17 protein-coding genes are annotated in these 20,722 nt (G+C 70.4%); 10 read left to right on the forward strand and 7 right to left on the reverse strand.

The features are described from left to right. Positions 1-2: 2 nt before the first annotated feature. Both LXT23_RS44000 and mutM read right to left on the reverse strand, forming a co-directional pair. Entirely contained in the window at positions 3-1,844 is a 1,842-nt protein-coding gene (locus LXT23_RS44000) for a TIGR04551 family protein (RefSeq protein ID WP_253986505.1), read from the reverse strand. 76 nt (positions 1,845-1,920) lie between these two features. Beyond that, complete coding sequence (gene mutM, locus LXT23_RS44010; RefSeq protein ID WP_407692956.1) at positions 1,921-2,766, reverse strand: bifunctional DNA-formamidopyrimidine glycosylase/DNA-(apurinic or apyrimidinic site) lyase; 846 nt, start codon at positions 2,764-2,766, stop codon at positions 1,921-1,923. Between the two features lie 153 nt (positions 2,767-2,919). Between mutM and LXT23_RS44015 the strand changes: the two genes are divergently transcribed. Beyond that, positions 2,920-3,528 carry a superoxide dismutase gene (locus LXT23_RS44015; protein ID WP_253986506.1) on the forward strand — a complete coding sequence of 203 codons (609 nt, stop codon included), beginning with the start codon at positions 2,920-2,922 and terminating at the stop codon, positions 3,526-3,528. A gap of 21 nt (positions 3,529-3,549) precedes the next feature. Here the strand turns inward: LXT23_RS44015 and ku are convergent, their stop codons facing one another. Further along, a complete protein-coding gene (gene ku / locus LXT23_RS44020; protein ID WP_253986507.1) occupies positions 3,550-4,524 on the reverse strand; it encodes a non-homologous end joining protein Ku in 975 nt (324 codons plus the stop codon). Positions 4,525-4,773: 249 nt separating this feature from the next. On the opposite strand from ku, the gene LXT23_RS44025 reads away from it, so the two are divergent. Then, the gene (locus tag LXT23_RS44025) at positions 4,774-5,598 is read left to right on the forward strand and encodes a M48 family metallopeptidase (RefSeq protein WP_253986508.1); all 825 of its coding nucleotides are present in this window, start codon (positions 4,774-4,776) and stop codon (positions 5,596-5,598) included. A gap of 8 nt (positions 5,599-5,606) precedes the next feature. On the opposite strand, the gene LXT23_RS44030 is transcribed toward LXT23_RS44025, so the two are convergent. Beyond that, on the reverse strand, positions 5,607-6,656 hold the full coding sequence (locus LXT23_RS44030) for a YihY/virulence factor BrkB family protein (RefSeq protein ID WP_253986509.1): 1,050 nt from the start codon (positions 6,654-6,656) through the stop codon (positions 5,607-5,609). A gap of 136 nt (positions 6,657-6,792) precedes the next feature. Further along, positions 6,793-7,680, reverse strand: a complete 888-nt coding sequence (locus LXT23_RS44035) for an MTAP family purine nucleoside phosphorylase (protein ID WP_253986510.1) — start codon at positions 7,678-7,680, stop codon at positions 6,793-6,795. A gap of 99 nt (positions 7,681-7,779) precedes the next feature. Between LXT23_RS44035 and LXT23_RS44040 the strand changes: the two genes are divergently transcribed. The 7 genes from LXT23_RS44040 (at position 7,780) to LXT23_RS44070 (ending at position 15,069) form a co-directional block, all read left to right on the forward strand. Next, positions 7,780-8,700: a hypothetical protein gene (locus LXT23_RS44040; protein WP_253986511.1), complete on the forward strand. Its 921-nt coding sequence runs from the start codon at positions 7,780-7,782 to the stop codon at positions 8,698-8,700. 116 nt (positions 8,701-8,816) lie between these two features. Next, entirely contained in the window at positions 8,817-10,235 is a 1,419-nt protein-coding gene (locus LXT23_RS44045; RefSeq protein WP_253986512.1) for a serine/threonine protein kinase, read from the forward strand. Positions 10,236-10,466: 231 nt separating this feature from the next. Then, the gene (locus LXT23_RS44050; protein WP_253986513.1) at positions 10,467-10,820 is read left to right on the forward strand and encodes a hypothetical protein; all 354 of its coding nucleotides are present in this window, start codon (positions 10,467-10,469) and stop codon (positions 10,818-10,820) included. A 226-nt stretch (positions 10,821-11,046) separates the two neighbouring features. Then, positions 11,047-11,532: an RNA polymerase sigma factor gene (locus LXT23_RS44055; protein WP_253986514.1), complete on the forward strand. Its 486-nt coding sequence runs from the start codon at positions 11,047-11,049 to the stop codon at positions 11,530-11,532. Next, positions 11,529-12,236, forward strand: coding sequence for a DUF4384 domain-containing protein (locus LXT23_RS44060; protein ID WP_253986515.1), 708 nt, complete (start codon positions 11,529-11,531; stop codon positions 12,234-12,236). Before LXT23_RS44055 ends, LXT23_RS44060 begins: the two co-directional genes overlap by 4 nt. After that, a complete protein-coding gene (locus LXT23_RS44065; RefSeq protein ID WP_253986516.1) occupies positions 12,233-13,789 on the forward strand; it encodes a caspase family protein in 1,557 nt (518 codons plus the stop codon). The genes LXT23_RS44060 and LXT23_RS44065 overlap by 4 nt, the downstream gene beginning before the upstream one ends. Further along, complete coding sequence (locus LXT23_RS44070; RefSeq protein WP_253986517.1) at positions 13,789-15,069, forward strand: right-handed parallel beta-helix repeat-containing protein; 1,281 nt, start codon at positions 13,789-13,791, stop codon at positions 15,067-15,069. The genes LXT23_RS44065 and LXT23_RS44070 overlap by 1 nt, the downstream gene beginning before the upstream one ends. 27 nt (positions 15,070-15,096) lie before the next feature. Here the strand turns inward: LXT23_RS44070 and LXT23_RS44075 are convergent, their stop codons facing one another. Continuing rightward, positions 15,097-16,713 (reverse strand): DUF4082 domain-containing protein, encoded by a 1,617-nt coding sequence (locus LXT23_RS44075; protein WP_253986518.1) that lies wholly within the window; start codon positions 16,711-16,713, stop codon positions 15,097-15,099. 234 nt (positions 16,714-16,947) lie between these two features. Further along, a complete protein-coding gene (locus LXT23_RS44080; RefSeq protein ID WP_253986519.1) occupies positions 16,948-18,558 on the reverse strand; it encodes a hypothetical protein in 1,611 nt (536 codons plus the stop codon). A 215-nt stretch (positions 18,559-18,773) separates the two neighbouring features. Between LXT23_RS44080 and LXT23_RS44085 the strand changes: the two genes are divergently transcribed. Beyond that, complete coding sequence (locus tag LXT23_RS44085; protein WP_253986629.1) at positions 18,774-20,684, forward strand: hypothetical protein; 1,911 nt, start codon at positions 18,774-18,776, stop codon at positions 20,682-20,684. The last annotated feature ends 38 nt before the right edge of the window (positions 20,685-20,722 follow it).

A 20,722-nucleotide genomic window follows, 5' to 3' on the forward strand; every position in this document is an offset into this window, starting at 1 on the left:
GGCTAGAAGTTGATTCCCAGCCAGCCGCGGATGGTCTGCGGCGTCTCCAGCTCCCTGCGCAGCGTGGGGGCGTACTCCTGCAGGCCGCTCATCGGGAAGAGGATGCCGTAGGCGACGCCCGCGACGAAGCCGTCCTCCGTCTTGTAGTCCGCGCCGATGTTGGCCTCGAGCCCCAGCGCCTTGTTCTCGAAGGAGGGCGTGGACTCCGCGTAGAGCGCCTGCGAGTAGATGAGGCGACCGTACAGGTCGAAGCCCTCGGTGACGGTGTACTTCACCGACGGGCGCACATAGAAGGCGTCCGTCACGCCGCCGATGATTTCGCGCCAGAGGATGAGGTCCACGCGGTAGTCACGGTTGAAGCGGAAGTTGCGGATGGCGTTGTCGCCGCACCCGCCCGCGTCACACTCGTACTGGGGGCCCTCGAAGTCGCCGGCCACCGTCTCATCGCGATCGCCGGAGCCGGCACGGCCCGGCTGGTTGCCGAAGCCGGGGGCCCTGTCGCCGGAGGCGAAGCCCAGCTCCAGGCCGAGCGACAGCTTGTTGTTCATCAGCTTCAGCTCACCCTGCGCCACGCCGCCGAACTGGGCGATCTGCAGGCTCTGGTTCTGCGACGGGTCGTTGATGCCGCCCACGTCCAGCGCGCGGTTGCCGATGTTGCCGAGGATGGCCGCCAGCTCGAACTCCAGGCGCCAGGTGCGCTCCTCGTACTTCAGCCACAGGTCCGGGATGTAGAGCGCCGCGTCGCGGGGGATGAAGCCCACGCCCGAGCCGTTGTCGGTGGCGGCGTCGTACTCCCAGTTCTGCGCGCGGTAGGTGAAGTGCAGGCCGTACTGGAGCACGCCCTGGTTGTTCTCCAGCTTGGAGCGGATGACCGGGTCGGTGTCCCGGCGGGCGATGGCAATCACCCAGCCATGGCTGTCATCCGCCTGGGTGAGGTCCACCGGCTCACCCTGGGAGCCGCCCCCATTGACGACGCCCTCGTCGTTGAAGTCGAGCATTGGCGTCACGTACCAGCCCTCGAAGGGGTTGGTGACGAACTGGACGCGGTCCACCGTGTCGCCGAAGTCGCAGTCGAAGCACGTGCCGTCGTTGCGCAGCATGCCCAGGCCCCACTGGCTGCCCATGCGGCCGAAGCGCAGGATGCCCACCGGCGTCTTCACCTCGCCATAGGCGCGGCGAATCTTGATGGAGTCCTCCAGCATGTCCACCGCGGAGTCCTGGCTCTCCGAGAAGATGCCGAACAGGTCGCGCTGGTCACCGGGGTAGCGCGAGTCCGGCTGGGAGCCGAGCACCACGTTGTCCAGGCCGAGCACCTCGAGCTTCAGGCTCACCTGCTCGGACACGTTGAAGGTGGGCTCCATGCGCAGGCGCATGGTGGCGAAGGACTGGGTGTTCTCCGCGGCGCTGCGGTTCGAGCGCGGGAAGAGCTCCTCGCCGGGGACCTTGCCCAGGTCGAACTTGTAGAAGAGCGTGGGGCGCATCCGGAAGTAGCCGTCGAGGGTGAAGACCTCGAGCTTGCGCTTCTCCTCGGGGAACTCCTCGTTCCACTCGGAGGAGCCCACGGACTGCTTGGCGATTTCGGCGCGAATCTCCTCGCGCAGCTCCGCCTTGGTGGCCTCCAGGTCGTCGCGGCTGACGGTGCCTTCGGGGGTGGCGGCGCCCGTGGCACCGGCGGCGGGCGGCTGCGCCGAAGAAGGCGGCTGCGCCGAAGAAGGAGACGCGGGAGCGGCTGCGGCGGGCGCGGCGGGCGCGGCCTCCGCGTGCGCGGGCGTGCCACCGTCGGGCACCTGGGCGGTGGCCGTGGACGAAGCGACGAGCAGCGCCGCCAGCAGAGCGTGAGACATGGGCAACGATCTCCAGGGCCGCGCGGGGCGGCCGGGTCTGAAAGGCGGGCGATTCAAGCCATGGGACATGGGGGTGTCAACGCTTACCGGGAGCGGGGTTCGACGCGTGAACGCCCCGCGGGGGCTGGCATTTCGGACAGAAGTGGGTGGTGCGACCGCCCTGGGTGAAGGACTCCACCGCCTTGCCGCACTGGGAGCATGGCCCCCCGGCGCGGCCGTAGACCTGGAACGGGTTCTCCGAGCGCCCCTCCTCCAGGTACACCGGCTCCTCCCCTTCCTGCTCCTTGAGGCCGAAGTCGATGGTGGCCCGGATGGCCCCCACCAGGCGCTTCCACTCGTCCGGGGCGAGGGAAGCAGGCGGGCGGGCGGGGTGGAGGCCGGCGCGGAAGAGGGCCTCGGCGGCGTGGATGTTGCCCAGGCCGGCCAGCCGCTCCTGGTCCATCAGGGCCACCTTGAGGGGCTGCTTCGTGGTGCCCAGGGCCTGCTGGAGCTGGCCCGCGGTGAGGCCGTCCGCGAGCGGGTCCCTCCCCAGGAGCTTCACGGCGTCCAGCTGGCGCAGCAGCGCGGCGGGCGCGGGCTCCATGCGGCCGAACATGCGCGCGTCGGCGAAGTGCAGGACGTGGCCGTCGTCCAGGTGGAAGCGGGCGCGGCTGTAGGGCTCCACGTGCCCCTCCGTCCTCCGGACGAACTTCCCCGTCATGCCCAGGTGGGCCATCAGCCCCTGTCCGCCCTCGAAGGCGAAGAGGAGGTACTTGCCCCGGCGGACGAGGGACTCCAGCCGGCCGGTGAGGGCGGCGAAGCGGGCGCGGTCGGCCCCGCGGAAGATGCGGGTGTCGTCCGCCTCGGCGCGCACGAGGCGCCGGCCGCCGAACCAGCGCACCAGGTTGCGCCGGGCGATCTCCACTTCCGGAAGCTCAGGCATCCAGCAGGGCACATAGCACCGCCCCCGGGCCGCACGCATTTCTTACTTGTCGTGCCGGGGACACCCGCGTGAAGTTCTTCGCGCCGGCAAGGCCCGCCTCCGCTATGAGGCGCCTTCCGACCCATCAGCAACACCCCACTCTCTGGAGGCAGCATGGCGGACGTGCCGCAGAAGAAGTACACGCCGATGCAGTTCCCGCAGCTGAAGGGCCTCAAGGGCCTGAGCGACGCGGTGCTGGAGACCCACTTCAAGCTGTACGAGGGCTACGTCAACCGCACCAACAAGCTGACCGAGACGCTCTCCGGCCTGCAGCTCAAGGGCGAGGCGGCGGGCACCAACCCGGCCTATGCGGAGATGACCCGCCGGCTGGGCTTCGAGTACAACGGCATGGTCCTCCACGAGTACTACTTCGGCAACATGAAGCCGGGGGGCTCGGGCGCCACGCCGCCGGCGAAGCTGAAGAAGGCCATGGAGGAGAGCTTCGGCTCCTTCGAGAACTGGTTCGCCGACTTCAAGGCCGTGGCCACCATGCCGGGCATCGGCTGGGCCGTCACGTTCCAGGACCCGCGCACCGGGTGGCTGTCCAACCACTGGATCACCCTGCACGAGACGAACAACATCGCCGGCTTCAAGCCCATCATCATCATGGACGCGTGGGAGCATGCCTTCACGCCGGACTACAAGGCGAACGAGCGCGGCAAGTACGTGGACGCGTACTTCTCCAACATCGACTACGACGCCTGCGAAGGCCGTCTGAAGTAGTCCCCTCCTCCCGGCGGAGGCTCAGGCCGAGGGCTTTCCGCTCCCGTCCGTCTTCCGCTGGGGCCCCGGGGTGCCGGAGGTGGGGGTCTCGCCTCCACCGTGCGGCTCCCGGGCCTGCGGAAGCTCGCGCGCCTCACGCGCTTCGTGGGCGGACGCCTGGGGCCGCACTCGCAGCGCGCCCTGCTGGGGCGGCGGTGGAAGCGGCTGACCTGCCCGGAGCGCGGCCACGCTCTGCTCCAGGGCGGCGAGCAGGTCTCCCCGCGGAGGTTGCTGCACGGTGGCGCCCGCGTGGACGCGCCGCCCGCCTGCCTCCTTCCGGGCGCGGCGCTCCAGGAAGGCCAGCAGCCGCTCGCGGTGGACGTCGTGGTAGCGGCGCGGCTCGAAGTCGGTGGCCCGCGCCTCGACGAGGCTGAGCGCGACCTCCAGCTCCCGCTCCTGGGGACGCGCCCCCGCCAGCGCCAGCTCGGACAGGCTGTCCTGGGACACCACGTCCTCCGCGTAGTGGAGCGTGGACAGCAGCAGCCCCCGGCCATGGGGCCGCACGGCGACCAGGTGTCCCTTCTGGTACAGGACGAACCGGCCGATGCCCACGCGGCCCGCTTCGCGCAGCGTGGCGACCAGCAGCGCATAGGCGCGCTCCGCGCCCTCGGCGGGAACCAGGTGGTAGGAGGTGTCGTAGTAGAGGGGGTCTATCTCCCCGGCCTCCACGAAGTCCTCCAGCTCGATGCTCCGCGCGGACTCCGGGTCGAACGCCTCCAGCTCGCCGCGCGTTATCTGCACGTGCCGGCCGTCGGCCAGCGCGTACCCCTTCACCACGTGCTCGAAGGGCACCTCCTCGCCGTCCGCCGAGCACACCCGCTTGTTCTGGATGCGAGCGCCGTCCTCGTCGTGCAGCAGGTGGAATTGCAGCGGCCTCGGGCTGATGGCGCTGTAGAGCCGCACCGGAACGCTCACCAGGCCGAAGCTCAGCGAGCCCACCCAGACGGGACGCGACATGGAATGCCTCCCCCGGTGCCGGAGGTCTGGGGCACCGGTTACCCCCTAAGGTCCGTAGCGCGCGCGCGCGGCGCAAGGCTCGCTGGCCCTCCGGGCGAGGGCGCGAAAGGGCGCGGATTGGATGGACTCCAGCCGGTTCACGTCCCTACCGGACGAAGCGGAACGTGGGGCTTGCCGCGCGCGCGGCCCTGGCCAAGAGTCCGGCGGCTCCATCTGAAGCACCTCTGGCAAAGAAAGGCACACCTCGCCATGCAGCGAATCCTCTCGGTGGTACTGGGCCTCACCCTGGCAACGGGCCTGACGGCGGGCTGCACCAAGCAACGCGTCCAGGCGGAGAAGGCCATCGCGCGAACCCTCATCTCCGACGAGCAGGAGGAGGACCTGGGCAAGCAGGTGAAGCAGGAGCTCGAGACGAAGGAGAAGATCAAGTACGTCCAGGACCCGAGCATCGTCGACTACGTCCGGACGCTGTCCTCGCCCGTGCTGCGGCAGGCCACCAAGGACCGGCCGGGCGTGAAGTGGAAGATCAACGTCATCGACGACCCGAAGATGGTGAACGCGTTCGCCACGCCGGGCGGGTACCTCTACGTCTACACGGGCCTCATCCTCGCGGCGGACACGGAGGCGGAGCTGGTGGGCGTCATGGCGCACGAGGCGGGCCACGTGGTGGGCCGGCACTCGGCGCGCGCCATGGTGAACCAGATGGGCATCCAGACCGTCACGGCGGCGGCGCTGGGACAGAACCCCAGCGCGGTGGGGCAGATTGCCGCGCAGCTGGTGGGCGGCGGGACGATGCTGGCGCACGGCCGCAGCGAGGAGATCGAGGCGGACGAGTACGGCGCCCGCTACTCCTCCGGCGCCGGGTATGACCCGCGCGGGCTCATCACCTTCTTCGAGAAGCTCCAGAAGCAGCAGGGCGACACGCCGGGCTTCATGAAGTGGCTGAGCACCCACCCCGCGAACAAGGACCGCATCGCGAACATCCAGAAGATCATCTCGCAGAACAACCTGCGCGGGAAGAACAACGCCCCGGGCGGGCTGCCCGCCATCAAGCAGAAGCTGGGCGGGAAGTAGCGCGCGGCTCAGTGCAGGTGGGACGGGGGCTCGCGCTCCAGCTCCGCCACGGTGGGCTCGGGGGGCTGCCCCCGGGCCACGCGCCGCCGCCACCGGAAGCGCGCCAGCCGCGACTTCTTCGCGCTGCTGGCGCTCTTCGCGGCGCCCGCCGTCTTGACGGGGGGCTCCAGCGGGGCGGGCTGGTCGAAGTCGCGCGCGCCCTTGGCCTTCCCCTCCGCGGAGGCGTGCTCGAGGATGGCGTTGATTTCGCCGCCGAGGATGAACACCAGCCCGGAGATGTAGAGCCACAGCATCAGCACCACGACGCCGCCGATGGAGCCGTAGGTGACGTTGTACTTGCCGAAGTGCTCCACGTACTGCGTGAAGCCCCACGTGCTCAGCAGCCACACGCACGTGCCCAGCACGGAGCCGGGGGTGATGTACTTGAAGCGCTGCTTCACGTCGGGGAGCAGGTAATAGCAGAGCGCCAGCGCCAGCATCACCAGCCCCGCGGTGAAGGGCCAGCGCAGCCAGGACCAGAGGAGATAGAAGGCGTCCACGAGCTGCAGCTTCGCCGCGAGCCACGCTCCCAGCTTTCCGCCCAGCAGGAAGACGGTGAAGGACAGCGGGATGAGCAGCGTGCCGGCGAGCGTCACCAGCATGGCCAGGCCCTGGGTCTTCCAGAGCGGGCGGGACTCGGGCACGTCGTAGGCCAGGTTGAGCGCCGTGCGCAGGGCGTCCACGCCGCGCGAGGCCGTCCACAGGGCGATGATGAGCCCCGCCGTCAGCAGCCTCGGCCGGGGCTGGTTCACCAGCGCTTCCAGGTGGCCGGTGACGAGCGTCAGCGCGTCCCCGGGCACCAGCGGGCGGATGCGGTCCAGCATCGCGTCCACCGCGCCCGGGGCGAAGGGCAGGTAGGCGACGAGCGTGAACAGGAAGAAGAGGAACGGGAAGAGGGAGAAGAGGAAGTAGTAGGAGAGCTGGGCGGCGATGTCGGTGACGGTGTCTTCCTGGAACTCCTTCACGAAGCGCCGGCCGAACTCCCGCCACGTCAGGTACTTGAGCCTGGGCAACCGCATGCTCCCCTCCTCGCTCCATTCCTCCCGGGTGCAGCAAGGTGGGGACGAAGGGGTGGGTTGGCAGCAGGCAGGCAGGCGGGCGCCCGCCGTTTCGTAGGACTTCCGGCGGGGAGCAGTGCCCGGAAGTGAACGCGGCTCAGGCCACCGTGGGCGAGAGGTACCTGCCCAGCAGCGGGCGGAGGCGGGTGCGGACCTCGTCGGGGATGCGCGCCCGGTCGGTGCAGATGGCCAGGGCCAGCGCGGAGTCGCAGGGGCAGGTGTGGCGGCACTCGGCGATGCGGGGCAGCGCGCGGCGGATGAGGGCGGCGCCGCTGGCGGTGACGGCCTGGACGTTGTGAGACAGCTGCGACAGCAGGGCCTCGTGCGCCTGGCCCGGAGGCGCGGGCCGCCACGAGTCGTAGTCGGTGGGCAGGGCGACCATCGCGTAGTGCAGCTCCGCCTCGCGGGCGAGCCGGGCCTCGGGCATGGCCGTCATGCCCACCAGGTCCGCACCCCACGTCTGGTACAGGAGGCTCTCCGCGCGCGTGCTGAGCGAGGGGCCCTCGACGCAGACGTAGGTGGCCTGCGGGTGGACGGCGGGGCCCTGGGCGTCCGCGGCGGAGGCCAGCACCTGCCGCAGCGTGGAGCAGAAGGGCGAGCCCAGCTCCACGTGGACGGCGACGTCGTCATAGAAGGTGCAGGGCCGCCGGTAGGTGCGGTCGATGACCTGGTCCGGGAGGACGAGCTGGAGGGGCTGGATGTGCTCGCGCAGGCTGCCCACGGTGCCGGTGGCGAGCACGTGGGTGACGCCCAGCATCTTCAGGGCGAAGAGGTTGGCGCGGTACGGCGAGCGGGTGGCGTTGTGGATGTGCCCGGGGCCATGGCGGGAGACATAGACGACGGGGACGCCGTCCAGCTCCGTGGAGATGATGGCGCCGGCGTGCGGTCCGAAGGGCGTCTCGAGGATGTGGGAGTCCCCCCGACCGATGACGCCCAGCACCTGGCCGAGTCCGTGGCTCCCGATGATGCCCACCCTGACAGCCATGCGCCTCCTCTAAGGACGGATGTGGATGCCGCTGCGGGGGACCATAGCGCGGGCCCCTGGAGCCGGGAGGCAAGAAGACTGGTAGTTTTCGCATCCGCCATGCCTGTCCTCCTGCTCCTCGTCCTGACCCTCGCCGCCGGCATCGCCCATGCCCAGGGCGCGCGCTCCGCCTCCTCCGGCTGCAAGGAGGACTACGCCACGTGCAAGGAGGACTGCACCATCGAGTACGGCGGCAGCGGGCGCACCGCCGCGAAGCTGACCCGCTGCTTCGCCGACTGCCAGGAGAACCTGGACCTGTGCGCGGACCGGTACTCGTCGCTGCGGGGACTGCCGCCTGGCGTGGCGGAGGACTCGCGGCCCGCGCGCAAGCCGACGGGCAAGAACAAGAAGGCGAAGAAGGACGAGGAGGAGGACCCGTTCGGTGATGACGAGCCGGCGCCGCGCCGGAACAACAACCGCGAGGAGGACCCGTTTGGTGACGAGCGCCCGGCCAACGCGAAGGGTGGGACGGACACGCGGGACGCGTACCGGGCCTCGGAGTCTCCGAGGGAGGAGATTCCTCCGGCGCCGACCCCGACTCCGACTCCGCCCCCCCGCCCGCGAGGGACTTCGAGCCGCGCCGACGCGGAGCAGACGGTGTCGGAGCCTCCGGCGGGTGGCTCGCGCCGCAGTGGCTACCGGGCTTCGGACACGGAGCCGGAGCCCGAGAAGCCGACCGGGCTGGAGGACCTGGAGCCGCTGGACGCGAAGCCCTCGCCCGAGCCCGGGCCCGTGGCGAGGTCGGGTACGAAGCCCGAGCCCGTGAAGCCCGAGCCCGAGCCGGTGAAGCCCGAGCCCGCCGTCACGGCGAGCAGTGACAAGAAGGACCCGCTGCTCGACGACGAGAAGGAGCCCGTGGTCCTCCCCGCGGCGCCGCCCACGAAGAAGCCCACGACAACCACCGCGACGCCTTCTTCCCGGCCGACGGTGCCCCCGGAGCCCAAGAAGGACATCTCCGAGTGGGACCCGAACGGGGACTGAAAGTCCCTGGCGTTACCTCAGGACCTTCACCTGGGAGATTGCGCTGACACGCGCCTACTCAGGGAGTAGCCTGCTGGCGAGCGGAGCGGACCGCGCATCTCCTCGCGAGGCACCCCATGCAGCCCGGCTACCTGAATCCGGCGCGCCTTCCCCTGGGAACCCGGGTGGGGCCCTGGCGCGTGCTGGAGCGAATCGGGCTGGGGACCTACGGCGCCGTCTACCGGGCCATCGACGCACAGGACTCCCGACGCATCGTGGCCCTCAAGCTGGCCCTCCACCCGGGGGATGAGCGCTTCGCTCGCGAGGGCGAGCTCCTCTCCCGCCTCCGCCACCCCAGCGTCCCTCGCCTCGTGGACCAGGGTGTCTGGCAACAGCCGGCGGGCCCCTGCTACCCGTACCTCGCCATGCAGTGGGTGGACGGCGCGTCGCTGTACGACTGGGCACTGCAGCGGCGGCCCACCTCGCGGCAGGTGCTCCACGTCCTCGCCAGCCTCGCGAGGGCATTGGAGGCGACCCATGCCGCGGGCGGAGTCCACAGAGACGTCAAGGGTGACAACATCCTCGTGAGTGATGCGCAGGGCAGCGTCTTCCTCACCGACTTCGGCTCCGGGCACTACCTGGGCGCCGCCACGCTCACTCCGCCTCCGTTTCCTCCCGGCACTCCGGCCTACCGCTCCCCGGAGGCGTGGCGCTCCGTGAAACTCCCCCTCCCGGCCTCGGCCGCGGCCTACGCGCCAGGACCGGCGGATGATGTCTTCGCGCTCGGCGTCACCGCCTTCCGGCTCATCACCGACGAGTACCCTCCCCGGTCGGACCCGACGTCTCTTTACGGGCACGAGGCGGGTGCTGCGTCTGTGTCCGCGCGTGCAGTGAACGGCCGCTGCTGCGAGGAACTGAGTGAGTTGACGTCCCGGATGCTCTCCGCAAGCCCCAAGGCACGTGGAAGTGCTCGCGAGCTGGCCGAGGCACTAGAGGATGCCGCGCACGGCGGTGGGCCGGAGGCGGATGTACCCCTCTTCGCCCCGGAGGCACCTCCGCCCGAGGAGACAAGCGCCGCCCCCCGGCACGTCGTGCATCGAGCGCCAGGGGCCACCTGGAGTGCCTGGCTCACCGCAGCCAGCCTCGGACTGGCGCTTGGTTCCTGGTGGGGGACTGGCGTGCACCGCGCAGAGGAGGCCGAGCAGGTGCGTGCCTCGGCGCCAGAGGAAGAGAGGGATGGTGGCACCGTCGCCGTCGGAGACGCGGCGCTGACGGCCCTGGAGCACCCCGACCGGGCGCCGGCTGTACGGTCGTCCATCGCACTGGAGCTGCCGCCGAAGCCGTTCCCGGGGCAGAGGCGACCCGACGGCAACATGCGCTGCCCCGGGAAGACTCAGGTGCCCATCAACGGCGGCTGCTGGCTCAAGCTGTCTATAGACCCGAAGGACTGCGCCAAGGAGGACGGCTACGTGTATCAAGGCGGTTGCTATACGCCTGCCCTCCGACGCGAGCGCCCTGCCACCTCGGGTCCCACAAAGCGCACCGACGGCCCTTAGCCTGCCCGGCCATGGCCGGGTCGAGAGGCCAACGACTGCCCATCCCCCCGCACGCGGGGGCTGGCCTCCCGTGAATCGCAATCAAACATCAACAGCAGTCTGGAAGCCGACACAGCATGGAAGCAATTGCATCTGCGTAACCATGGCTGCTTGATTGGCCTTCACTCTCCGTGTACCAGTTAATCTGGACGTTCTGAAAAGGCGTCCTTTACCCGTTCACAGGGAGTGTCCATGATGCGACATGTGATGCTGTTGGCCGTCTTCGCCGTGCTGGGGTCCTTCAGTGCGGGCTGCGGTCCCGCGACGGATGATCCGGCTCCCGAGACTGGCGCGCCCACCACCGAGCAGCTCCCCTCCGAGGAGGCCACGCCGGATGACGGCGAGGTCACCCAGATGGCTCGCAACTGTCAGACCACGTGCTCCGGCGTCAAGGCGACCGGTGAAAGCTGCTCTGTCATTGGCTTTGGCTCCACCACGTTCCTGGGCGGCTGCACCAAGGCGTGCCGGTTCGCCCGTGCGGACGCGGACGCGAACGCTTCAAGCAGTGGCTGTATACTCTCGACGTGTTCCGACGTGTGTCGCTAGTCATTGCCTGAGCACCTGACACCCCAGAGGGGCCCTCCCCTTCCCATGCTCGAGGCCAGGAGCCCGGGCCGCCGCGCCATTTCCATGCGCGGCGGCCCTTTCGGCTCCCGCCATACCCGGAGCTGAGGGGAGCTGGCGGCACGCCCTCCGCCTTCCTATGCCCTGAGCCCGGGTGTACGCTCGGAAGCGCCGAGGTAGACGCCACCTCCCCTTCTCGAGCTCCCTGATGCACGACGGCGATGCCCTCAGCGAGGTCTGCCGCAGGCTTGGACCCGCCATCTACCGCCGCTGCCTGAAGATCCTGCGCAATCCGGACGAGGCGGCGGACGCCTGCCAGAAGGTCTTCATGCAGCTGGTCCGCCACCGCTCCCGGCTGCCCCCGGAGCCCGAGCAGCTTCGCTGGGCCTACGTCATCGCCACGCGGGTGTGCTTCGCCCAGCTGCGAGACGATGCCTGGGAGACGGCGAGCGGGTCGGAGCTGAACCACGACGCGCCCGCGCCCACGGACAGCTTCTCGGAGGTGGCCGACCGGCAGCTCGCCGTCAAGGCCCTCTCCCATGCGACGGAACATGAGCGTATGGTGGCCTGGCTCGTGCTCGTCGACGGCCACTCCCAGGAAGAAGCCGCCGAGCTGCTCGGCCTCTCGCGCAAGACGATTGGCAAGCGCATCCAGCTCTTTCTGGCCAATGCGCGCCGGGGGGTCTTCGAATGAACCTACCACGTACGGCACAATGCCCCAGCGACCTCGCACTCGAGGCGCATCTGCTCACCCCGAACCCCGCGACCGCCAGGCACCTCGCGGTCTGCGCCCACTGCCAGATATGGGAGCGGGCCGCCGCCCAGGCCGCACGCACGTTTGCTCGCGAGAGCCCGCGCTGGCTGGCGAACACCCGGGTGAAGCCCTCGCTGGCAAGGCGCTGGGCCCCGCTGCTGCTGCCGGTGGCGGCCCTCGCCGGAGCAGCCGTGTTCTTCCTCCGCCCGACGCCGCCAGCGGCTCCGCTCTATGCGACCAAGGGCGAGGCGCTCACCGTCTATGTGGGAGGACAGGGCGAGCCGCGTGCGGCGGCGCAGGGGGAGCGGGTACGACCCGGCGAGCAGCTGCGCTTCCACGTGTCGCCCGGGTCGGAGACATTCGTCTGGATTGCCTCCGTCGACGCGAAGGGCACCGTCTCGCGCCTCGCGCCCGCCGAAGGAACGATGCCGCTCGCGGTCTCTGGCACCCAGCTGCTTCCGGGCGGTGCGGTGCTCGATGAGACCGAAGGGCCCGAGCGAATCTGGGCGGTCCTCTCGAAGGAGCCCCTGACCTGGGCCGTCGTGGAGCAGGCCCTCCAGGGGAGCCCGGTGCGCGCCCCCGCGGAGGTCCACATTCCCGGCGCCAGGACCGCGACGGTGCTGCTGGAGCGTGGCGCGCCATGAGGCGGCTGGTGCTGCTCGCCGCGGCCCTCTGCGCGGCGTCCGCGGCGGCCCAGCTGCCCGAGCGGCGCTTTGCCCTCGCCGTCGGCAACAACGTGGGCGCGCCCCATCATTCGCGCCTCCGCTTCGCCGAGGCGGATGCCTCGCGCTTCGCGGACGTGCTGAGGGAGCTCGGGGGCTTTCGCGGCGAGGACGTCCGCGTGCTCCAGCACCCCACCCGCGCGCAGCTGCTCGCCGAGGTGCGCGCGCTCGAGCAGCGCATCGCCGCGGCGGCCCGTGACTCCTCGCGGCGAACGCTGCTGCTGTTCTACTGGTCCGGACATGCCACGGAGCAGGGCCTGGAGCTCGGGAGCGAGAGCCTCGCCTTCGCGGAGCTCCGGAAGCTGCTCGGGGCCTCGCGCGCGCACGTGAGGGTGGCCTTCGTGGACGCATGCAGGTCCGGAGGGCTCGTCACCACGAAGGGGGCGAAGCCCCTGCCTGGCGGGTTCGAGCTCAACGTCACGGGTGACGAATCCCCCGATGGGACCGCCATCGTCGCGTCCTCGGGCCCGGGGGAGAACGCGCTCGAGAGCGCGGAGCTTCGCGGCAGCTTCTTCACGCACCACCTGACGGCCGGGCTTCGCGGCGCGGCGGATGCCGATGCAGACGGGCGCATCACGCTTCAGGAGGCCTATCGCTACGCCTATGCGAAGACCGTCTCGCATACGGCCGAAGTCTCCGGAGTCGCCCAGCGGCCGACGTATGCCATGGACCTGAAGGGCAAGGGCGAGCTGGTGCTCGCCGACCTGCACCGCGCGGACGCGCGGCTCGTCTTCGCCCCCGGGACGGAGCCGGACAGGCGCTGGCTGGTCGTGCGTGACGAGGGGCTCGGCGAGGTGCTGGAGATTCGCGAGGACCCCGTGAAGCCACGGCGGCTCGCGCTACGGGCCGGACGCTACCGCCTGATTCGCACGACGGCGGACGACGTGCGGACCGGCGCCTTCGCGCTCACGCAGGGCGAGGAGCGGACGGCCACGACAGTCACCCTGACGCAGCGGCCCTTCGCCGAGCGCGGGGAGAAGGGGGGCGAAGCCCCGGGACCTGGGTTCGCTCGGGAGCTCTCGCTCCTCGCCGCGGTCGGCCTCAACACGCCGGCGCTTCGGGGCATGAGGATTGCGCCCGCGCTGTTGCTGGGAGGCGACCTCAAGGTGGGCGCATCCCAGACGCTGCGGGTGCGCGGCAGATACCAGGACGGCCGGGGTCAGGATGCCGGGCTGCCCTATGGACTCCGGAGCCTTGGCGGTGACGTCGCGTGGCTCTGGCAGCTTCCCGTCCGGGGACTCGCGGCAGGCGGCCGGCTGGGCGCGGATGCCGTCACGCAGTCGGTGGCGAGCACGTCGGCGGGGACGGCGTTTCGCGGGCGCGCCGGTGCGGTGCTCTCCTATGCGGTTCCCCTCGCGGGCCGGGTCTCCTGGTTCTCGGAGGCCGAGGCGCAGGTCGCCTCGTTCAGGCTGAATGACCAGGCGGTGCTGCGGCCCGGGTTCGAAGCCGTCACCGGGTTGAGCTTCCGGCCCTGATGCGCGCTCCTCTGCTCGTCGCGGCGCTCGCCCTGCTCGCGGCTGCGTGTGGCGACAGCCTCTTCGATTCACGCGGGCGGCCCGACGTTCGTGTCATCGGGCCCGAAGGCGGCACCGTCACCTCCCGAGATGGCCGCGTCCGGGTGACGCTTCCGCCCGGTGCGCTCGAAGGCGAGGAGACCGTCTCGCTGCAGGAGCTCGGCACACAGGCCTGGTCGGTCGGAATGACCTATGCCCTGGAGCCTTCGGGGCTGACGCTCGCCCTCCCCGCCCGGGTCGAGATGCGCGCCGAGTCGGCGCCGGGCCACCGCGGCCCTGCTTCACTCGTCCGGGTGACGCGGGACGGCCTGCCCGCTCCGATGGGCGGCTCCTGGAGCGAGGGGACGCGGAGCTTCGGGCAGCTCTCCGCGCTGGAGGACCTCGGGCTCGCGCAGCCCGCGTGCACCGAGCCCATCGAATGCGCGGATGGCTTCCGGTGCGAGGAGGGCGCGTGCAGGGCCTGTCCGGCCAACGTCTCCTGCCGGGCCAACCCGGCCCTCCCCGGTCCGCACAACACCGGAGTTCCCGCCGGCACGTCCCTGGTCCGGCACGAGGGGGACCTCGTGCTGGACACGCCGGGCGCCGTGCTCGAGGACCGTGACATCCACGGCCGGCTCATCATCCGCGCGAACAACGTCACCGTGCGCCGGTGCGTCGTCCATGCGCCGGTGCCACGCGAGATTGCCGGCATCATCAGCGTGGAGGGCGCGACGGGCGTCCTGCTGGAGGACATCGAGGTCTTCGCCGAGGAGTCCTCGACGCTCCAGCGGGGGGTGATGGGCGGAGGCTTCACCGCGCGCCGGCTCGACGTGCACGGAGTGGTGGTCGGGATGAACCTGAAGTCCGGCGCGCGGGTGGAGCACTCGTGGATTCACGCGCTCGACCCGGTGGGCGCCCAGTACGGCATCAGCATCTTCGAAGGGCGCGACATCGGCATCTACGACAGCAACGTGCACGGTCCGGGTGAAGAGGCCGGCGCGGCGGTCTTCGTGAACCAGCAGTACGGCCCGACGCGCGACGTGAGACTCGAGCGCAACCGGCTCGACCGGGGCAGCTGCATCGTGAACCTCGGCCATGCGGGCGGCGCGAGCCTCTCAGGCATGGTGGTGCGCAACAACGTCTTCGGCGCCCGGACCGTCTACGACTGTGCCGTGCTCGTGAGCACCCAGACACAGCTGTCCGCCACGGGCAACGCCTGGGAGGCCACGGGCGTGGAGGTCCCCATCGAGCGACACGATTGAGACCTCCGGGCTGCCCTGGCGCCTTCGCTAGTTCGAGGGAGGAAGGACCGTTCCGTCCTCCCAGGTGTTGTTGGACCAGACGTTCCCCGGCTCCGAGGTGTCGAAGCTGGTGATGGCTCCGTACCAGCCACAGCGTCCGCTCGAGCCGCGCCCGAAGACGTTGCCGATGAAGCGGATGTTGTTCGTCGCGCCCGAGTACGGCTTGCCCTGGGATGACCCACCGTAGGCGCAGAAGCCTCCCGTCGTGCCCGGGAAGTAGTTGTTCTCCACCAGGTTGTTCTCGACCGGGGCGAAGTCGCCGTAGCCGGTGAGCGCCGCCGAGCAGCCCGCGTCGGGCGGCACGTCCGGCGCGTCGCAGATGATGGTGTTGTGCCGGATGATGGCGTTCCTGCCCATCCGGATGCCGGACTCATGCGCGGTCCCCGTCTCGTCCGTCATCTGCCCGTGGACATAGGAATCGCGAATCTCACAGTCGTGCCAGCAGTGCATGGAGCGATTGCCTCCCTGCACGTGCACGCGGATGGCGGTGAAGTTGACGGCGCCCACCCCCGTGACGACGCGGTCACCCGCGTCCACGTGCGAGTCGGTGAGCGTGAAGGAGTAGCCGGTGGAGTTCTCCTCCGTGGCGACGCTTCCGTTGATCTTCGAGTTGCGAATCGTGACGCCCGCCGCGCGGATGAGGAGGTCGCAGTTCACCGTCTTGGAGTCGATGACGGTGTTGGCCGCGGTGATGGTGCACGGACCGGTGTAGGGCGTCAGCTGCGTTCCCGCCGGCACGCCCGTATTGCTCGCGTTCGGGAAGCCGCCGGAGGGCTGGGTGGGCGCGGTCGTCGCCGTGACGCTGTTGGAGGCGGCGCTGACGTTGCCGGCCGCATCCCGTGCCTGCACGGAGTAGCCGTAGCTCGTGGCCGCCGTGAGCCCGGTGTCCGCGTAGGTGAGGCTCGCCGTGGAGGCGACCTTCACGCCATTGCGGAAGACGTCGTAGGCCGTGACGCCGACATTGTCCGTCGAGGCGCTCCAGCCCAGGTTGATGGTGCTCGAGGACGCCGCGGACGCGACGAGCCCCGCGGGCGCGGTGGGGGCCTGGGTGTCCCCTCCGGTGCCCTCCGGAAGGAAGACCACGTCCACCGCGTAGTCGGTGTTCTGGTAGCCCTGCGTCGGAAAGCCGCCGCCGTAGCGGTAGACGCCATTCACCCCGTCCACGCCCGAAGCGAGCCCGCGAATGGGGCCTCGCACCTTCTCCGCGTTGAAGCCGCCCACCGTGGCTGCGTACCGCCCGGCCGAGGCGTAGTACGACACGACATAGGTCGTCCCGGTGGTGACCGTGACGGGTGAAGCAAACCGCACCGTCTGCCACCCCACCGTCGTCTCACTCGTGGAGGTGGCCTCCGCGAGCTTCGTGCCCGCCCGGCTCCACAGCCTCACGCGGTGCGGGCCAACATTCTGGGCCCCGCCCTTGTAGAAGCGCACGCCGCGAAGCGTGCCCGGGACGGACACGCGGAACTTCATTCCGAGCTCCACCGCGCCGGTGTCGCTGTCCATCGCGATGGCGGGGCGGGCCGTGTCCGGGAAGAGCGAGACCTCACCCGCCTCGAGCGACTGCTGCTCGCTCGGGAGCGCCTCCTGGGCCGCGGACTCGTCCACGGGTCCCGCGGAACACGCGGACAGGAGAAGGAGAAAAGCAGCTGCGAGACTCCTAACCTTCATGGGAATTCCCTCCGAAAAGAGTTCATTTCGGGCGGCTAATGCGCGAGCCGCGATTTGTGGGAACTCCATTTTCGACGCCACGGGCTCAGGGACTCACGGAGTCACGCTGACGCTGTCGAATACGGTGACGCCGCGCTCGGCGCGGTGGCCAGCACGGCGTCGGGCTGGGGGTCAGTCTTCGCCGTACAGCTCGGCGCCGTAGACGGCGAACAGGCCCTGCTCGAAGCCGCCCAACGAGGTGCCGTTGTCGTTTCCCGGGGAGAGCTCCATCCCGAGCAGGTCCAGGATGGCGTTGCGCACCGCTTCGGTGCCCTGGGACATGGCCTGGCCAATCGACGCGCGCTCGGCCTCCGACACCACGGCCGCCAGCAGCGTGCCCGTGGCGGGGTCCGTCCGGAAGGACACGACGAGGTTGGCGAGGTCCAGCAGGGCCGCGTTGGGCCCCAGCAGGTCCGCTGGCGTGAGCGAGTCCACCGCACGCAGCACCGCGCCCGCGAAGTAGCCCGCCAGGAAGGCGTTGTCGTATCGCCCGTCGGCTCCCGCGGCGTGGAGGTCGCGCCCGCGCATCTGCTCGGCGAGCACGCCAAGGGTGCCACCTCCATCGAGCATCTGCTCGCGTGCATAGGTGGTGAGCGCCGAGCCGGTGGGGTCGAGGCCGTTGGCGCCGCTCAGGTGGCTGATGACCGAGCCCAGGTCATCGGAGAGGAGGCCCGTCATCATGCCCGTCATCTGGTCGGCGACGGCCTCCATGTCCTGGACGGGCGTCTGCCCCCGCACCATCTCGCGGACGACGTACCCCATGCCATCGAACATCGCGGCGCGTGCCTCGTGGTCCTCGGTGCCGGCCACCGCGCCGACGATGCGCTGCAGCCGGTCCATCTGGGTGTACTGGAGCTGCCCGCCAAATGGGCCCATCGGGTTGAAGCCCACGCCAGCCGCCTTGAGGAGCCCGTCCTGCAGGTTCTGCTCGGAGAGCATCCGCACCCCGATGGCCAGGCGGCCGGGGTCCGACGTGAGCGAGTCCAGCGCCGCGGCGATGACCTGGCCCGAGGCTGCCCGCTCGCCCTCGGAGAACGAGGTCTGCCCCACCGACATCAGGAAGCCGAGCCGGTCGTGGACGTCACCGCGCTGGATGAAGGCCTCTCCGAACTCGACCATCTGCTCCGGCCTGTCGAGCGTGGTGAAGAAGCGGGCTGCCTGCGACGCTGCGAGGTTGTCGGCCAGGAAGGTGAACAGCCCGCTCCGCTCTTCCGTATTCAGCCCCCGGAACGGCCCTCCCCCCAGGAGCCCGGGGTCGTTGAGGTCGGAGACCCACTGCTCGAGCTCGGCGTCCGAGAGGTTGGCGACGACCTGGCTGACCTGGTCCGCGGGCACCCGGCGCAGGACGGCCTCGATGGCCATGAGGTCGTCGTGGGAGACATCGTCGATGAGGTTCGACGACAGGAGCCGCTGCACCTCCGCCGTGGCCTGCTCCGGCGTCAGGGGGCCGCTGGCCGGAAGGTCCCTGGACTGGCGCACCTCCCCTCCCCCGAAGGCCATGGGCAGCGCCAGGGTCGCCGGACTGGCGGTATCCCCGGTCAGGTTCAGCCGGCCCTGGGTGCGTGGCGCCTCGAAGCCGTCCTTCACGAGCGTGTTGCCCCTCGGAGTCGACGCGGGCTTCTGGAGCGCCGCCTGCTTCGCGGCCTCGCGCTTCGCGGCCTCCGCCGCCTGGCGAGCCGCGGCCTCGGCTGCGAGCCGCGCGGCGAGCTGGCTGTTCCCCGACTGAATCTTGCTGTCCCCCATGACACTGCCTCCCCAGGCGTGTGCACCTGCGACGTGTGCCTGGATTATCGAGAGGCCCCGGGACAGGGAGGAATTAAGCCGGATTAAATCCGCCAATCGCGTTACGGGAGGCCTCTGGACTAGAGAAGCCGCTAAACGGTAAATAAGAGCAAATCGAGAATTTCAACCTCTCGATTCAGGCCTGCTTCCGCCTGCTGCGTGCCCAGGAGAAGTCCATGCCCAGAACTCGTGTCCTACCGATTCTTTCCACGCTGCTGCTACTCATTGCCGGGTGCGGCACCGAACCCTCGACGCCCCCGAATACCGTGGACGTGGTGGGCCAGGAGTCCTCCTCTGTCGCCCCGACCTCGTATACGCCCCCCACCGCGACGTGGAGCACCGGTGGCCAGGTGGCCTCGTACGTGGTGCCGGCGGGGAGCAACAAGGCCGAGTTCCAACTCTGGGGCGGTGGAGGTGGTGGAGGTGCGCCGGGAGCCGGAGGTGGCGGAGCCTGGGTCCAGGCCTCCTTCCCCGTCGTTGCCGGTGACACCCTCGAGGTGCGTGTCGCCAGTGGCGGCGCTGCTCGGGGAGGTGGCGGCGGCGCCTCCTACGTCCTGCGCAACGGGCAGGTCATGCTCATCGCCGCGGGCGGTGGTGGGGGCGGTGTCGATGGCTGCGGTGGCTGCTCGATGGACCCCGCGGCGCTGACGGGCGCGGGAGGCGGCGGGGGGCCCGCGGGCGGGAGCGGGCAGAGTGGCCGCTCCAATGAGTACCTGCAGACCAACTCGGGGGCAGGCACAGGGGGAACCCAGTCGGCAGGCGGAGCCGCGGGCATCAGCAACGACCAGAACCCCTATGGCTACGACGAGTGCACCAGCCATGGCTTCGCGGGCGCTGCCAACCAGGGCGGTGCGGCGCGTGTCTGCACGGGTGGCACCTACACTCCCTCCAACTTCCAGCTGGGGGGCCAGGGCATTGGCAATGGCTCCGGTGGTGGTGGTGGCGCCGGCCGGTATGGCGGCGGCAGCGGCGCCCATAAGTGGACCTATACCGGCGGTGGTGGCGGTGGTGGCTCTTCGTGGGTTCATCCCAACGCCACGCTGATTGCCACGACGGGCGGCGAAGCACGGCAGCCGGGTGGCACCCAGTCCCCGGACTACGCCAGCTCGGCGGGCCTGGGCGGCGCACCACAAACCAGCTCCTTCGGCACTCCCCCCCAGCCTGGCGCTTCGGGGCTCATCACCCTCCGGGTGACGGGGTCGGGCACCGCGCCCACCGCGACGTGGAGCACTGGCGGCCAGGTGGCCTCGTACGTGGTGCCGGCGGGCAAGAGCCGGGCGGAGTTCCAGCTCTGGGGCGGTGGAGGTGGTGGAGGTGCACCGGGAGCTGGAGGCGGAGGCGCCTGGGTCCAGGCCTCCTTCCCCGTCGTTGCCGGTGACACCCTCGAGGTGCGCGTCGCCAGCGGTGGCGCTGCTCGGGGAGGTGGCGGCGGCGCCTCCTACGTCCTGCGCAACGGGCAGGTCATGCTCATCGCCGCGGGTGGCGGCGGGGGCGGGGTCGACGGCTGCAGCGGCTGCTCGCTGGAGCAGGACGCCCTGGCCGGAGCCGCTGGCGCCGGTGGCCCCGCGGGTGGCAACGGCCAGGGGGGCCGTCCCAACAACTACCTGCAGACCAACTCCGGCGCGGGCGGAGGCGCCACCCAGTCGGCCGGCGGAGCCGCGGGAATCAGCAATGACCAGAACCCCTACGGCTATGACGAGTGCACCAGCCACGGCTTCGCGGGCACGGCCAACCAGGGCGGTGCGGCGCGCTCCTGCCCGAGCAGCAGCGCCACTGCCGCCAGCTTCCAGTTGGGGGGCCAGGGCATTGGCAATGGCTCCGGTGGTGGCGGCGGCGCCGGCTGGTACGGCGGTGGCGGCGGCGCCCTCAAGTGGACGTACACCGGAGGTGGCGGTGGCGGCGGCTCTTCGTGGACGCATTCCACCGTCACGCTGATTGCCACCTCGGGCGGCGACGCACGGCAGCCCGGCGGCACCACCTCTCCCGACTACACCGCCTCCGTCGGCCTGGGTGGCGCTCCCCAGACGGGGCCTTTCGGCCCTCAGCCCCAGCCCGGCGCTTCAGGCCTCATCACCCTCAGGCTCTAAGCCAGCCTGATGCTGCTGGAGTCATCACGGGCGGACCG

This window comes from Pyxidicoccus xibeiensis, from assembly GCF_024198175.1.
In the GTDB taxonomy this organism is placed as follows: Bacteria; Myxococcota; Myxococcia; order Myxococcales; family Myxococcaceae; genus Myxococcus; species Myxococcus xibeiensis.

Bases quoted from the DNA above. Each gene is read 5' to 3' on its own strand.
- LXT23_RS44000 (WP_253986505.1), bottom strand. From the start codon at position 1,844: ATGTCTCACGCTCTGCTGGCGGCGCTGCTCGTCGCTTCGTCCACGGCC.
- mutM (WP_407692956.1), bottom strand. From the start codon at position 2,766: ATGCCTGAGCTTCCGGAAGTGGAGATCGCCCGGCGCAACCTGGTGCGC.
- LXT23_RS44015 (WP_253986506.1), top strand. From the start codon at position 2,920: ATGGCGGACGTGCCGCAGAAGAAGTACACGCCGATGCAGTTCCCGCAG.
- ku (WP_253986507.1), bottom strand. From the start codon at position 4,524: ATGTCGCGTCCCGTCTGGGTGGGCTCGCTGAGCTTCGGCCTGGTGAGC.
- LXT23_RS44025 (WP_253986508.1), top strand. From the start codon at position 4,774: ATGCAGCGAATCCTCTCGGTGGTACTGGGCCTCACCCTGGCAACGGGC.
- LXT23_RS44030 (WP_253986509.1), bottom strand. From the start codon at position 6,656: ATGCGGTTGCCCAGGCTCAAGTACCTGACGTGGCGGGAGTTCGGCCGG.
- LXT23_RS44035 (WP_253986510.1), bottom strand. From the start codon at position 7,680: ATGGCTGTCAGGGTGGGCATCATCGGGAGCCACGGACTCGGCCAGGTG.
- LXT23_RS44040 (WP_253986511.1), top strand. From the start codon at position 7,780: ATGCCTGTCCTCCTGCTCCTCGTCCTGACCCTCGCCGCCGGCATCGCC.
- LXT23_RS44045 (WP_253986512.1), top strand. From the start codon at position 8,817: ATGCAGCCCGGCTACCTGAATCCGGCGCGCCTTCCCCTGGGAACCCGG.
- LXT23_RS44050 (WP_253986513.1), top strand. From the start codon at position 10,467: ATGATGCGACATGTGATGCTGTTGGCCGTCTTCGCCGTGCTGGGGTCC.
- LXT23_RS44055 (WP_253986514.1), top strand. From the start codon at position 11,047: ATGCACGACGGCGATGCCCTCAGCGAGGTCTGCCGCAGGCTTGGACCC.
- LXT23_RS44060 (WP_253986515.1), top strand. From the start codon at position 11,529: ATGAACCTACCACGTACGGCACAATGCCCCAGCGACCTCGCACTCGAG.
- LXT23_RS44065 (WP_253986516.1), top strand. From the start codon at position 12,233: ATGAGGCGGCTGGTGCTGCTCGCCGCGGCCCTCTGCGCGGCGTCCGCG.
- LXT23_RS44070 (WP_253986517.1), top strand. From the start codon at position 13,789: ATGCGCGCTCCTCTGCTCGTCGCGGCGCTCGCCCTGCTCGCGGCTGCG.
- LXT23_RS44080 (WP_253986519.1), bottom strand. From the start codon at position 18,558: ATGGGGGACAGCAAGATTCAGTCGGGGAACAGCCAGCTCGCCGCGCGG.
- LXT23_RS44085 (WP_253986629.1), top strand. From the start codon at position 18,774: ATGCCCAGAACTCGTGTCCTACCGATTCTTTCCACGCTGCTGCTACTC.